The organism is Paenibacillus sp. yr247 (genome assembly GCF_900103825.1).
Classification (GTDB): Bacteria; Bacillota; Bacilli; order Paenibacillales; family NBRC-103111; genus Paenibacillus_E.
On the sequence record NZ_FNIF01000002.1, the window covers coordinates 297,323 to 311,491 of the forward strand.

General features: G+C 44.3%; 13 protein-coding genes. 1 reads left to right on the plus strand and 12 read right to left on the minus strand.

What is annotated here, in order from left to right; translation table 11 throughout:
* Positions 1-107: 107 nt before the first annotated feature.
* The 10 genes from aroF to liaF all read right to left on the minus strand — a co-directional run bounded on the left by aroF (position 108) and on the right by liaF (position 10,259).
* The gene (aroF, locus tag BLT91_RS06055; RefSeq protein WP_090818112.1) at positions 108-1,151 is read right to left on the minus strand and encodes a 3-deoxy-7-phosphoheptulonate synthase; all 1,044 of its coding nucleotides are present in this window, start codon (positions 1,149-1,151) and stop codon (positions 108-110) included.
* A gap of 130 nt (positions 1,152-1,281) precedes the next feature.
* Positions 1,282-1,794, minus strand: a complete 513-nt coding sequence (locus BLT91_RS06060) for a DUF2062 domain-containing protein (RefSeq protein ID WP_254776809.1) — start codon at positions 1,792-1,794, stop codon at positions 1,282-1,284.
* 63 nt (positions 1,795-1,857) lie between these two features.
* Positions 1,858-2,814, minus strand: coding sequence for a 4-hydroxy-3-methylbut-2-enyl diphosphate reductase (locus BLT91_RS06065; protein WP_090818118.1), 957 nt, complete (start codon positions 2,812-2,814; stop codon positions 1,858-1,860).
* A 46-nt stretch (positions 2,815-2,860) separates the two neighbouring features.
* Positions 2,861-4,339 carry a sensor histidine kinase gene (locus tag BLT91_RS06070; RefSeq protein WP_090818121.1) on the minus strand — a complete coding sequence of 493 codons (1,479 nt, stop codon included), beginning with the start codon at positions 4,337-4,339 and terminating at the stop codon, positions 2,861-2,863.
* 1 nt (position 4,340) lies between these two features.
* The gene (locus BLT91_RS06075) at positions 4,341-5,030 is read right to left on the minus strand and encodes a response regulator transcription factor (RefSeq protein WP_090818124.1); all 690 of its coding nucleotides are present in this window, start codon (positions 5,028-5,030) and stop codon (positions 4,341-4,343) included.
* A 144-nt stretch (positions 5,031-5,174) separates the two neighbouring features.
* Positions 5,175-6,776 carry a S1C family serine protease gene (locus BLT91_RS06080; protein WP_090818127.1) on the minus strand — a complete coding sequence of 534 codons (1,602 nt, stop codon included), beginning with the start codon at positions 6,774-6,776 and terminating at the stop codon, positions 5,175-5,177.
* Positions 6,777-6,919: 143 nt separating this feature from the next.
* Positions 6,920-7,333, minus strand: coding sequence for a YugN family protein (locus tag BLT91_RS06085; RefSeq protein WP_090818130.1), 414 nt, complete (start codon positions 7,331-7,333; stop codon positions 6,920-6,922).
* 87 nt (positions 7,334-7,420) lie between these two features.
* Positions 7,421-8,071 carry a response regulator transcription factor gene (locus tag BLT91_RS06090; RefSeq protein WP_090818133.1) on the minus strand — a complete coding sequence of 217 codons (651 nt, stop codon included), beginning with the start codon at positions 8,069-8,071 and terminating at the stop codon, positions 7,421-7,423.
* Positions 8,061-9,128, minus strand: coding sequence for a HAMP domain-containing sensor histidine kinase (locus BLT91_RS06095; protein ID WP_090818135.1), 1,068 nt, complete (start codon positions 9,126-9,128; stop codon positions 8,061-8,063). Before BLT91_RS06095 ends, BLT91_RS06090 begins: the two co-directional genes overlap by 11 nt.
* A 9-nt stretch (positions 9,129-9,137) precedes the next feature.
* Positions 9,138-10,259: a cell wall-active antibiotics response protein LiaF gene (gene liaF / locus BLT91_RS06100; protein WP_175532112.1), complete on the minus strand. Its 1,122-nt coding sequence runs from the start codon at positions 10,257-10,259 to the stop codon at positions 9,138-9,140.
* 271 nt (positions 10,260-10,530) lie between these two features.
* Here liaF and BLT91_RS06105 point away from each other — a divergent pair, with 271 nt between their 5' ends.
* Positions 10,531-11,820: an ammonium transporter gene (locus tag BLT91_RS06105; RefSeq protein WP_090818141.1), complete on the plus strand. Its 1,290-nt coding sequence runs from the start codon at positions 10,531-10,533 to the stop codon at positions 11,818-11,820.
* 43 nt (positions 11,821-11,863) lie between these two features.
* Here the strand turns inward: BLT91_RS06105 and BLT91_RS06110 are convergent, their stop codons facing one another.
* Entirely contained in the window at positions 11,864-12,241 is a 378-nt protein-coding gene (locus BLT91_RS06110; protein WP_175532113.1) for a hypothetical protein, read from the minus strand.
* A 78-nt stretch (positions 12,242-12,319) separates the two neighbouring features.
* A complete protein-coding gene (locus BLT91_RS06115; RefSeq protein WP_175532114.1) occupies positions 12,320-13,843 on the minus strand; it encodes a methyl-accepting chemotaxis protein in 1,524 nt (507 codons plus the stop codon).
* Positions 13,844-14,169: the final 326 nt, after the last annotated feature.

Sequence of the window (14,169 nt, forward strand, 5' to 3'; positions counted from 1 at the left end):
TAATGTGTAAGCTATGCTCACACTAATTCGCACATATTCCTTATATCCAAAAATAGGAAACTGGCTTCTTCATGTGAAGAAAACCAGTTTCCTTAGAACACGAGCAGTTACGCCAAAATTACTTCTTTCTGTGTATCGAACTTTTTACCAAGCAGCGGTGCCAGCTTTTCCAGATCAACAAGCAAGTTAGCAAATTGGTCAGGGAACAGGGACTGAACGCCGTCGCCAGTCATTGAGTTGTCCGGATCTGTATGCATCTCGATGATCAAACCGTCTGCCCCTGCGGCAACAGATGCCTTTGTCATGGGAACAACGAGCTCTCTGCGGCCAGTACCGTGACTTGGATCTGATATCACCGGAAGATGGCTCAACTGTTTAAGAACCGGAATGGCCGATAAATCCAGCGTGTTCCGTGTGTACGTTTCGAATGTTCGGATCCCGCGTTCACAAAGCATAACATTCGGGTTACCGCCAGCAAGAATATATTCAGCGGCATTCAAGAATTCATCGTAGGTGGAGCTGAATCCACGTTTGAGCAGTACCGGCGTTTGAATCGTCCCCAACTTGCGAAGCAAGTCAAAGTTTTGCATATTGCGTGTACCAACTTGCAGAATATCCGCGTATTGTGCACAGACATCCACATACTCAGGAGTCATGACTTCTGTAATGGTAAGAAGTCCATGCTTCTTACCCGCTTCTGCCATCATGATCAAGCCTTCAACGCCGACGCCTTGGAAGCTATAAGGACCCGTTCTTGGTTTGAATGCGCCACCGCGCAGAACTTGACCTCCCGCGGCTTTAACTAACCGTGCGATTTCATCAATTTGTTCCGGTGTTTCCACGGCACAAGGGCCGCCCATCACGACAAGCTGCTCGCCACCAATTTCAACACCCTTAATCTTGATAACCGTGTCTGCCGGATGAAAGTCACGACTTGCTAATTTGTAGGATTTCGAAATTTTTACGACTTGCTCAACGCCGGACATTTGACGCAGCTGCTCAGCTAATTTAGGATCAGCCTTACCGATTATTCCGATTACGGTGCGATCTTCACCTTTGGAGACGTGAGCTTGAACACCATGCTTTTCTATTACTTGTACAATTTCCTGAATACGCTCATCAGACGTTCTGTTGGATGTAATGGCGATCATGTTATCCACGCTCCTTATTATATGGGTTGTTTCACTTGTATACTTCAACGCTTGTTCGCTTCTACGCTTTTAACTGCTAAAGTAAATATACAACGCTTGACGAAGATTCGTCAAGCGTTAATTTATTTACCTATTCATTTGTATTTGAAGGGGCGAGTTGATCTTTACGGATTCTGCGCTTTTCTTTGCGACGATTCGTATGGTATTTAAGTAAGAGCATGACCGGGAAATAAGCTATGATCCCGAGTATCGTTCCAACCACCATACCGCCCACAATCAAATCCAGACCGCCTCTAATAATATTAGAAAGCATGTGAGGTAAATGATGGATCAGGTAAATCTTGAAGTGCTTCGGTACCAACCAATCTCCCACTTGCTTATTGAGTATCGAGAACGGGATATAAATCACTTTCCCAAATACAAAACCAATTAATGCTCCAGGTAAATTAGCTCTTAATAAATAAACCAACGGAAAAATAAGAACGAATGCAAAACCGGCTGTAGGTAAAGTAAACATCTCTACAAACAATCCAATTGAAAAACCGCGTGCAACCTTGGAAGGACCGCCTTTGGCACGTAAGAGAAGTAAATATTTATATCTAAACCAGCGTTTACTGCTTTTCCAATCGTAGCGATTCTTCATTATTTTCACCTTCTGAGTGCTTTGCATGCTGGTCTCAATCCCGCCCTAGTTGAATAATTAGAATCACTCACTACTAGCCGCTTTCGATTTGACAGCAGGAATGAGCTTCTTCATATTAATAGTACGCGTAATTTCCCAGCTGGTTTCATCTTTTGTATCGTAGCCTTCCAAATAGGTAATAACTTCTTTGGTTATAGGCGTCGGCGTTGAAGCCCCTGATGTAACACCAACCTTGCGCACATTGGTTAACCAGTGGCGGTTCAACTCAGTAATATCAGATATTCTATACGCTCGTACACCTGCAATTTCCTCTGAAACTTGCGCTAAGCGATTCGAATTATTACTTTTCGGATCACCGACTACGATAACCAGATCGACTTCCTTCGCTTGTTCGGCTACCGCTTCTTGTCGAACTTGCGTGGCTAGACAGATTTCATTGTGAATCTCAGCCTTCGGGAAAAGCTCCAGTAAACGATTCATAATATGCCTAATGTCCCATTGACTCATTGTTGTTTGATTCGTAATAATAATCCGCCCAGCTTTTATGTTCAGCTGATCGGCCTCTTCGAGCCTTTCAATGAGGTGCACATGTTCAGGAGCTACACCTACTGCGCCTTCCGGCTCCGGATGACCTTTCTTTCCGATATAGATCACTTCATAGCCGTCGGTTACTTTTTCACGAATTAAATCGTGCGTCTTTGTCACATCTGGGCAGGTTGCGTCGACGACAGTCAAGCCTTTGTCTCTTGCTCGGCGCCTTACCTCCGGTGATACCCCATGTGCGGTGAAAATGACCGTTCCTTTCTCGATTTGCTCTAGAATGTCAAGGCGGTTTTCACCATCGAGTGTGATGACACCTTCTTCTTTGAAAAAGTCCGTGACGTGCGCATTGTGAACAATCATGCCTAATATATAAATAGGTCTAGGAAGATTTAAGTTTTTAGCAGTTTGCATAGCAAGTGCCATGGCATCTACAACACCATAACAATAGCCTCTTGGTGATATTCGGACTACTTCCATTTCTTCCACCTTCCTACGTAATCAAATTTACTTTCATTATAGCTGATTACACAGGGAGAGGAAAGTTGGCAGGCAGCCAAATCATAAAGGTGCTGCCCTCATCCTTGCGAGTTGTCACTTCCACTGACCCATCATGTTCATCAATAATCCATTTAGCGATGGATAAACCAAGTCCAGTACCGGACGTTAAACCTCTGGATAAATCCGCGCGATAGAATCTGTCGAAAATACGAGGAATATCGTCTTTATCGATCCCCATTCCCGTATCAGCAATTTGAATTCCGATAAAACCGTTCGTTCGCGACACCTCGAACGATACAGTTCCCTCTGGTGTATACTTGAACGCATTCTCGATGAAAATAAACAACAATTGCTGCAAGTAATCCCGATTACCTTGCACAATGGCATGTTCTAAAGCATCTAAATCGCCAACTTGCCAGTTAGCAGTATGCTCGAGCAATTGAGCCCGCCTCACTACTTCTTGAACGAGCGGCAGCATCTCAATCGGCTTCTTCTCCATTTCCACGCCAGCATCCGCTCTGGCCAGCGCAAGAAGATCATTGACCAGCCTACTCATCCGCTGTGCTTCTCCTGCAATATCATGCATAGCTTCCAGGGATATCTGCAGCTGATCAGATGTAGCAAGTTCCATACTTCCTGAAGTCTGCTTCCACATCTTCTCTAGCAAGTCGACATTTCCACGAATGGTTGTAAGCGGTGTTCTTAGCTCGTGTGAAGCGTCCGATACGAACCTCCGCTGTGCGCGGTAGGCTTCATCTAGTTCCAAATAGGTAATTTGGATACGAGATAGCATGCCATTAATCGTTTGGGTTAAACGTCCAATTTCATCCAGCGGCCCATCATAGACGATTCGCTTCTCAAGATCATCTCCGCTGCCAATCTGGTCAGCGGCATCAATGACGCGCTCGATTGGCTTGAGCGCTTTGCGTGCCAAGAACCAACCAAGTGAAGCTGCGACGATAATTGTCAGTAATGCCCAAACCATCAGTGTATACCGAAGGGTAACAGATGTTTTCTCATAACTGCCAATCGGTACAGCGGCTTGAAGAACCCCGATGAGTTGGTTTTGGCCTTCAGACTGGCCGTAGATTCCTTGATGATAAATGAGGAAATCTTGCCCAAGCACCTTCGTCTTTTCAAAAAAACCATCCTGTACCGCCAATTTATCAATCGCGGTCTTTGTTAGAGGTAAGGTAACATCATAGTATTGTAAGTTTGCCGAGCGACTAAAGCTTTTGAGTGTCACATTATATAATTGCAGAAACGTATTCGTGGAGTAGAAATCTCTGCTTTCTAGTTCCAAATCAACGACGAGCCCCTTCTGCGAAAGGGCAAAGCTCTTCTGAATACGCAAGGAGGTATTGCCTGCCTCCCTCTTCACATCTTGACGGATTTGATCATATAGGAAGTAATTTAAGAAAAAATAAAGAACAACCCCAAACAGCAGCATGGTTAGTGCCAGTATGCCTGAATACCAAAGCGTTAGTCGCAAGCGAAGAGACATACTAATTTTCCCCTCTCAATACGTAACCTGCTCCCCGGACAGTTTGAATCAATCTTTTATGGCCGAATTCTTCGGTTTTTTGGCGCAGCAGAGCAATATAAACCTCAAGTACATTGGATTCACCGCTGTAATCGTAACCCCATATTTTTTCCATGATAATATCACGAGAGAGCACACGCTTCGGATTCTGCATGAACAAGTGCAGCAAATCAAACTCTTTCGTTGTCAATTCAATCAGTTTCTCGCCACGGAAAACCTCGCGTGTATCTAGATCCAAGATCGTATCCTCATAACTCAACCGGTTCGTCTGCTGCTCAGGACGCTCCGTTCTCCGTCGCAGAAGAACACGCACCCTAGCAAGCAGCTCTTCAAGAGCAAAGGGCTTGACCAAATAATCGTCAGCACCGAGATCCAAGCCTTTGACTCGGTCGCTGATTTCATCTTTTGCTGTAAGCATAAGGATGGGTACCTCGCTGCCGCTTTCACGGATACGGCGTACAACCTCCCAACCATCAATATGCGGCATCATGACGTCCAAGATAAGCAGATGAGGTTCCGTCCTCAGCATTTGCTTGAGTCCATCCGCACCATCACTTGCGGTGACAACCGAATACCCTTCAAAAGCCAAGCCTCTCCTTAGCATAGACGTAATTTTCTCATCATCATCGATAACCATAATGTTTTCTCTCATCGGAGGACCACCCTTCTTTCCTACCATTGTAACAAAATCAACAGCAAGCAAAAAGAAGCAGAGCCTGCAAGCTTGTGGCCGCGGGTCTCCACTTCCTTTTTTCCGTACTAACCTTTGTTTCTCTCTCCATATTGCTTCTATCTATTATTGAGCAGGAGTCTCAGCTAGCTTGTTTTTGTCCCCAACTGTAATTGGCACTTCCATGCGCTTGCCGTCTCGAACAAGACCCAAGGTTACTTTGTCGCCAACTTTCATTGCTTGAACTTTCGTAATTAACTCCTGGGAGTTTTTCACTTTAGCACCGTTCATATCTACAATCACATCGTATTGACGCAGACCCGCCTGGAAAGCAGGGCTTTTACGTTGAACGCTGCCAACTAAGGCCCCATCTGTGTTCGAAAGCTTTAATTCACTTACCCAGTCTTTCCCAATATCTTGCAAACCAACACCTAAGTAAGGAACCGGTTCTTTTGGAATTTGAACATTATTTTTAAGATTTTCAAGAACGGAAGAGATCGTGCTTGTAGGAATGGCGAAACCAATACCTTGTGCTTGAGAGCTTACGGCGGTATTAATACCAATCACTTCACCATTCAAGTTGAGTAAAGGTCCACCGGAATTACCAGGGTTAATAGATGCGTCAGTTTGCAGCAAATGTTTGTATTCACGTGTACCTTTCGCATCTGGAATGCTAATCGGACGTTCCTTTGCACTGAGCACACCCACAGTAACTGTGTGGTCAAAGCCGTATGGATTACCGATAGCAACGACCCAGTCTCCAACATTCACATCTTCAGCTTTACCAAGTGGAAGGATTGGAAATTCTTTGTTGCCCTCGATTTTGAGCACGGCCAAATCTAAATCGTAGCTGTTACCCAGCAATTTAGCTTTGAATGGCTTGTCATAGCCTTCTACTGTAATTTGAATTTCATCAGCGCCATCCACAACATGTTCATTAGTTAAAATATAACCGGTTTTTTCGAAAATAAACCCAGTTCCCATACCACCAGGCTGCAGTTCGCCGCTGCCGGAGTCTTGCTGGCCACTCTTAGGTGTTGTATTCCCGCCACCGTTATCTCCAAAGAATTGACGGAAGAACGGATCATCAAAGAGGGAGTTACCGCCATTGCCGCGGCTTGATTGCTTTGGTTTCATCAAAGATTCGACCTTAACGATTGCTGGCCCTGCGTTCTGAGCAATGGCCGAAATGTTTCCTGGGCGAACAACATCGAGCCCAACGTTTTTCACTTCGCTTCCGTTACCATTTGAGCTCTTCGTTGTGGTAGCCGTGGAGCTACCCGAAGCGAGTGGCTGATTGCCTGTAAACAGGTTCAATTTATCAGCGCTGAACATGAGTGCACTTACAACCAAGGCTCCTGCCATGAAAGCAGCGAATATGCTTTTTACAGATGAACGTTTTCTTGCGTTCGAATCCCAAGGTCCAGGACCTTGCGGACCGCCCGCTTCCGGCCCAAAACTAAATGGACGCAAGTTCTTAGGGGGAGTAACTTCAACACTTGAAGTTCCTTCAGATCCAGAGGCAGACGTTGTAAGAGACTCTTGTTCGCCATTCTCGTTAAAAGCTGATTTGTAAGGACCATAAGAATAATAGTAAGAGGGTCTTTCTTTGTTAGGCTCTCGCGGCTCTTGATGATTGGATTCCTTCCGGTTAAGACTGTCGTTGTTAGCGCTATTGTTGTTCTGCGGCTTAAAGAAGTCGCTATAGTCTTTTTTGTTGTCTTCCATGGTTTTACCTCCATTTGTTTAATAAAGTTATAAAGTGCATGTATCTAAAAGGATGATCTCTTGCTTTCTATAGTTCTATCATGCACCCACAACCTTAAACGAATATTAAAAAACAATAAAATGGAGGTAAAAAAAGGGGGGTATTATTGAATCCAAGCTTGCTCGACTTTTTTGAGCAGTCCCGCTGCTTCTTTCACCCACTTGTCTTCGATTTCAGCATCAGAATCAATCGGAGTTTGAAATTGATCAATCAACGCACCGTAGGTTTCAGCTTCCGCCCCCTGGTCAAGCCCTTCATTATATACATGCTTCAGTACAAAAGGAGTTCCAACCTTTACAATCGCATCGGTTGATTCCGAGTCACCCTCAATTCTTCCTGTCACCACTTGAAAAGGAATCCGCAGCCACACTTTATGTGCTTCATCTAAGTAGTGATCGAAATAGCCATGATCGTAATCCCAGTTACCACCCAGAGCAAACTCAAATTCATGCAGGTGGTCACGTACACTGTCGAAAGATTCTTGGACCTGCTCCAAAGATGACGATAAAGTTTTCATTCAGACACTCCTTAAGCGCTCATATTATTTTCCTTACGCATAGAATGTGCCAAGATGTAGTTTTTATGTGCGATACATTCCTTATTATCAGACCCAGCCTTTACGATGAGCGAAGATAGCAAGCTGTGTACGATCTTCTAACTCACACTTCATCAGGAGATTACTGACGTGTGTCTTAACGGTTTTAATACTAATAAAAAGCTCCTCCGAAATATCTTTATTACTTTTCCCCTCTGCAATCAAAAGCAGCACTTCTCTCTCACGCGAAGTTAAGCCTTCTTCCTCCGGCAGGCTACTACGCTGCCTAATTCCTCGTGTAAGCGCTAGAGACACTTCTGAATTCATAACGGGCATGCCGCGGTAAGCGCTCTGAATGGCATGTATCAGTTGGTCGGATGAGACCGTCTTCAGCATATAGCTGATTGCTCCTGATTCCACAGCCTCGAGCACCTTTGTTTCCTCTAGAAAACTGGTCAGCATAATGATCTTGACCAGCGGAAATTTGCTGCAAATCAACTTAGTAGCACCTATACCATCCAGAACCGGCATCGTGAGATCCATTAAAATAACATCTGGAAAATGATGAAAGAGTTCTTTGTTTAACTTGTCGAATGCCTCCTGGCCGTTGCAGGCTTCCCCCACAACTTCCAACCCGGGTTCCAATGAAATGTAGGTTCGCAGCCCTACCCGAACCATATCGTGATCGTCTACAATCATCACTTTAATGTTACTGCTCATTCGCTTCTCCCTCTCTTTCCTTCAATAGAGGACCCGACTGTCCTGCAAAACGCGGAATGCGCACGCGGACTCGTGTTCCTGAACCCAACTTGCTATCTATCTCCACTTCGCCTCCGAGCTTTTGCGCTCGTTCCCTCATTGTTGATAAACCATGAGAGGCCGATGGGATGTCTCTTCGTTCAAAACCTTGCCCGTCATCCTGAAGCTGAAGCACATATTGGTGCTCTCTTTCATATATAGCTAGGCGAACTTGTTTGGCAGAAGCGTGTTTGACCACATTCGCAAGACCTTCTTGTATAATGAGAAAAAACTGATGTTCAATCGCTTCGGATATTGTTTCATGAAGAGAAACATCAAGCTGGCCCTGCAGCTCATGGTTCCGGCAATATTCCGGAAACCACTTCTCCAGGGCTTCTTGTAAGCTCATATCGTTTAATTCAATCGGTCTTAATTGTGAAATCAGTCCACGCATCTGTTTCTGTGCATGGTGAGACATCTGAATTAGCTGATTCATAACAGCCGGAGCAGCATCCGGATTCCTCTCAAGAATTTTAGGCAAAGAGGAAGCTGACATATGAATGGCGAACAGCTCTTGACTTACGGTATCGTGCAAATCCCGTGCCAGTCGGCGTCTTTCCTCCATCACTGCATTCTCTGTGAGCTCTTGGTCACGGATAGCTTCGGCTTCGCCCAACTTTTGCAGCAGTTGAACCCGCTCTTCAACAGAAGAGGCCATTTTATTAAAAGCATCATACAAATATAAGAATGGTTCTACTGGCTCCATCTCAATGCGACTTGAGAAATTCCCTTTGGACAACTCGAGCATGGCTACATGCAGCTCGTCTACTTTGCGCTGCCATCTTCTGGTCGCTATATAACCAACCATTAGGCAGACAACGAGAATAGCAATGACGAACCACAACCGGAACTCCCATGAAACAAGCTCCTCCTTAAAATATTCAAGTACGATATAGATACTTGATACCGTAAGTAAACTCGAAATAAGAAAGTAATTCAGCAGCTGCCATTTCATATTGAACATTCGCAATTTGTACATGCTCCATCCTTAACCGATCTTTTTGATTGTAATGTCACCAATAAACATGCTCGTCGTTACAATTAACTTCCGGTCTGCCTCTTCATAGTGTGAGGTCTGTGTTCGCACGCTGCGCAGGAATCCACTTTCGCGGCGATCAAGCACCTTCATATCTCCAATAAACGAACTCGCCATAACGCGAACTTCAACATCAATATCGTTCGGAATGAATATTTTTACATCACCTATAAATGCGGTAACATGAATCGTCGTCTCCCCCAAAGGAATGGCTGCACGTGTAAGATCAATGATGGAATCTCCAATGAAGTGTGAGATTTGAATCGGCTTTAGCTCCCAAGCTTCTTGGCCAAGGTGTACATCTCCGATAAATCCATGCCGATGGAGAACATCTCCAGAGTCGAAGTTACGCACGAAATCATCGTATTTGTGCCCGTGTTGATTGAAAGCATGTGTCTGCGGCTGGCGTGGTGGCTGTGGTTGTGCAAGTGGTTCCGCTGTTCCAGATCCGTCAAGACCATTCCAATCCTCCAAATGCTTGTCATGAAACTCACCATGGATATCCTTCAGTACGGCTTTCTCTTCTTCACTTAACTCATGCTTTGCTTCTTTAGTAATGGATTTACTTTCATGTTCCTTAACAGTTGAAGCCTTAGTCGGAGAATGACTCCATGTAGATTGATCCCATGGATTCCTGTATTTCTCATGCTGTAACCTTTTTGCCTCACGTCTTTCCCGTCTAACTTGTTCTTTGGCTTCTCTAATAGAAGGCCATTCCGGAGACTCTTTCTTACTCGGTTTAAAGATGACATTCAGTCCAAATAAGATTAAAGCAACTGGTCCCAGAATTTTAAACATTTCCCCGAGGGATCGATCGGTTAAATTCAAATTCTTTAGGAGAAAGATCGTTCCAACACCGCAAACCAGCAAGCTCCAAATCGAGCCTCCCCAATGATACTTGCGCTGCCATACAAAACCAACGAGTCCGTAAAAAATAAGAATGACAGGCCAATAGGTGGAAAACATATACGCAAGATCAATTTCAATTAACCCTATTTGATTTAGTAAAAAAAGGATACCTGCCGCAACGAGGACAAGCCCCCAAATCATTCTTTGAAACATATGCGGATTCATACTTTCTTCCTCCATTTGTGTGCATCGTCGTTAAGCTACTTCTAGTCTATAAGATACAAGCAAGAATGAAAAGAGACGAGGGATTGAAGGCTGCCTCGGTCTAGAGACTGAGTTTTTATAGAAAGCATTGAATAACTGACATCATATATATTTTAAAAGCGAACAATAAGCATTGCATGTTATGTATTCTTACGTATTTCGTTGACATGCTTATCATCAGAACCGTATAATTGTTGCAAAAGAGCCCTCTAATATAAGGAGAGATCAACATATGGATGCAATCCAACAGCTTTCTAGCGGCCTAGATACCATATGGGTGGTTTTGACTGCTGCCATGATTTTATTGATGGAAGGCGGCTTCGCCCTACTGGAAGCAGGCTTCGTCAGACAAAAAAATGCGGTAAGTATCATTATGAAAGTGTTTGTTGACATTGCTTTCGGAGCACTTATTTTTTATTTTTTCGGCTTTGCCCTTATGTATGGTAAAGATGCAGCTGGATTAATTGGAACCACTGGCTTTTTCATGGGAGGAGATTTGACACATATCGTTCTAAACATTTCACATGAAACCTATTGGCTATTTCAGTGTGCTTTCGTTATCGCTGTTATCTCGATAGTTTCCGGAGCCGTTGCGGAACGCATCAATTTCCGCGCTTACATCTTGTATACAATTGCAATGACAGGTTTAATTTATCCGATCGCTGGCCACTGGGTATGGGCCGTCAATGGTTGGCTCGGTAAATTAGGCATGGTGGACTTCGCAGGTTCGGCTGTTATTCACGCACTCGGAGGTTTCTCCGCACTTGCCGCAGCGTTGATTATTGGTCCACGGATTGGCAAATTCTCTGCGAACGGCACGGCTAACATTGTCCCTCCATCCAATTTGCCACTTGCCTCGGTAGGCGCATTTATCCTTTGGTTCGGTTGGTTTGGTTTTAACTCTGGCAGCACACTGAGTGCCACCAATACGTCAATCGGCCACATTGCCGTAACCACTATGCTAGCAGCGGCGGCAGGCAGTGCAGCCTGTATCTTGTTCACCATGATGCGTTACCGCAAAGCCGATCCACCCATGGTTATCAACGGCGCTCTAGCAGGGCTGGTAGGTATTACTGCTGGCTGCGCTTTCGTTAGTGATGCTGCAGCCATATTCATTGGAGCTATATGCGGGATCGCCATGGTTTACGCGACAGAGATGCTAGAAGCTAGACAAATTGATGATCCAGTCGGCGCATTCCCGGTTCATGGAATTAGCGGCAGTATCGGAACGTTGGCCGTAGGGTTATTCGCACAGCCGGACTCCATTCGAGAAGGAACCGCCGGTTTATTTTATGGAGGCGGCTTCGGTCTTCTAGGTGTTCAGGCGTTAGGACTCGTAACAATTTGTATTTGGGGTTTCGTCATCACCTGGGGCTGCATGAAGCTAATTAATCTCATTGTCCCACTAAGAGTCAGCAGAGACGAAGAGCTAGTCGGATTAGACGTTGGTATCCATGGTGTTCCGGCTTACAGCCAAGAAGACGGGTTTCTGGACTTACAACAATTGAAAAAGGGTCAATAGACAGCGAAAAACCCTTCCAATTTGGAAGGGTTTATTGTTTGTTTTAAGAAAGCAGTTCTTCAATCTCAGCAGGGATGGAGACCACATCACCTGGTTTGGATTCATTCATAATTTGTCTCGCGTGGGCAATTTCGTCACGCAGTTTCTTAACTTGCTCCATCGGTTTCTTCACGTAATGGATATACTCGACAGCAAGATGATGGTCAGGTTTCTTACCAGTGAACATGCGACGAAGCGATGACATCGTCTGATAAGCGCGCTCTTCTTTCAATCTTTTGATTTCGTAGCGCTCCACTACCTGTTCAATCTCTAAGACCTGCTGCTCCTTGCGGGCAATGTAAGCTTCCAAGAAAGGAAATACCTCTGCGGCTTTCCTTGGTGTTCTTAGAGGATTTCCGTCCATTCGCAAAGTACTCAGCATGATCACTCACCTATCTTCCCATGTCAAGATTCATTACAGTAATCTTATTTTACACTAAAATAAACGTTTTGAGAACCATTATTTCAATATTAAATCGATTCCTACAACACCAATAGGAGCCCCCGTGTCATCTTTTATCGCTTTTGACAACGTAATACATGGTTTTTTCGTAATAGCTGACACGTATTCCTGCGAAACGAAGAGTTCTCCCCCCATTGCACGCTTCCACCATTCTCTTCCCTTTCCGTTGACCAAACCTGCCTCAGGCAAAGAGAAGATGAAGGTGCCGTCTGCACGGTTAGACCAGATCGCTTCAATTCCCGCCGTTTCCTTTAAAACGTTACTTAAATGGGTGGCATGTCTGTCATCCAGCATTGAAGTGATGTCAGGTTTTAACACAAGAGAGCTAAGCAAATGCATGATCTCTTGAATATTGACGTTAATTGTACTGTGATTATTTTGCAAACCTACCGCTTGTATCGCTTGTATTAGTTCCGTAGAGGAACGATCTAGATTTTGGTTGATATGCTGCAGCATAGATACTTCTTGGCGCTGCTTATTCATTTGATCCAAGGTATGCTCCACACTAGTCATGGTCTCATTCATCAAATCAACAACCTGGCCAAGTGAAGTTCTTGTACCTGTAACTAGAGAAGACTGATGCTTGGTAGAGCTTGCTGTACTCGCAACGAGATTATTAACATGAAGTATTAATGAGAAGATCGTATCGATCTTGTCTTTCATTATTTTCATCTCAGAGATCCCATGAGCGACAGATGCCTTCTCTTCAGCAACCGCTGTCACAACTTGTGACACGCCGCTCTCAATAGAGGCCAGTATTTCCGAAGATTTCGTAACCGCTTCATGACTTTGAGTGGCCAGCTTCTTGATTTCCTGTGCTACTACCGAAAAGCCCCGGCCGTGCTCACCTGCTCTTGCTGCTTCAATAGATGCATTAAGGGCCAGCAGCGAGGTTTGAGCCACCACTTCTGCAATAAATGTATTAATTTCTTCAATCTTTGAGGTATGTCCGGTCAAATCCTGAATCTTTTTCTGCATGGTATCATTATTGATATGTAAATCATTCATAACTTCATCTGTGGCATTGAGTGAACGGCAGACATCAACAACCGTATCTTTGGTTTGCTCACTCTCTTGATGCATATGTAAGGATGAATCTAAAATCTCGTCTGCCGCTGCCGCTACTTGCTGAATCGCCGCGAAAGCTTCCTGCAGTTGTCCAACCGCTTGATGACTGCGAATCTTCAAATCCTCTTCCCCTTGGATCGAAGCATCGGCTATTTGAAGAAGATGTCCAATTGACCGATTGACTTCCTCCACAGCAGCTGCCAATCGATCCGCTACAACCTGGGATTCCTGTATAAACGTTCGGAATTGCTCCTGTTGATCCTTATGATCATGGCAATTAGAGGCTTTTGAAGCTTTAGCACTAAGCAAAGCCAAAATACCTAAAAACAAAAAAATAGCCAAGCTTGCAACCGTAAACCATCGAGATAAAGAAAATAAAGAGAATACACCTACCGTAATACCAATGAGAATAAGAACATAAAACCAAACTTTCTGTTTCGTCTCTGCCTGCATAAGCAATTGGCACTCCTCCCAAAAGGAACTTAAATGTTAGTTTTTGTTACATTATATCGAAATTAGGAGATGTTGAACAGAAATAAAAAAACAGAGATCTATTTCAGATCTCTGTTCTGCCTGCAACTTTATGATTGTTTGTTATTTATTTTGGTTTTGTGTATTAGTTGTTTGCTGTTTGTTAGGTACCGTTGTTTCAGAAGCAAATTCTACGTCTTGAGCCGATTTCTTGTTGTTCTTGTTCTTGGTCATGTTCAATCACCTCCTGTAAGTATATAATTTCCCAAACAGGATATTTTATGATGGAAATGTTTAGCCAAATCGAA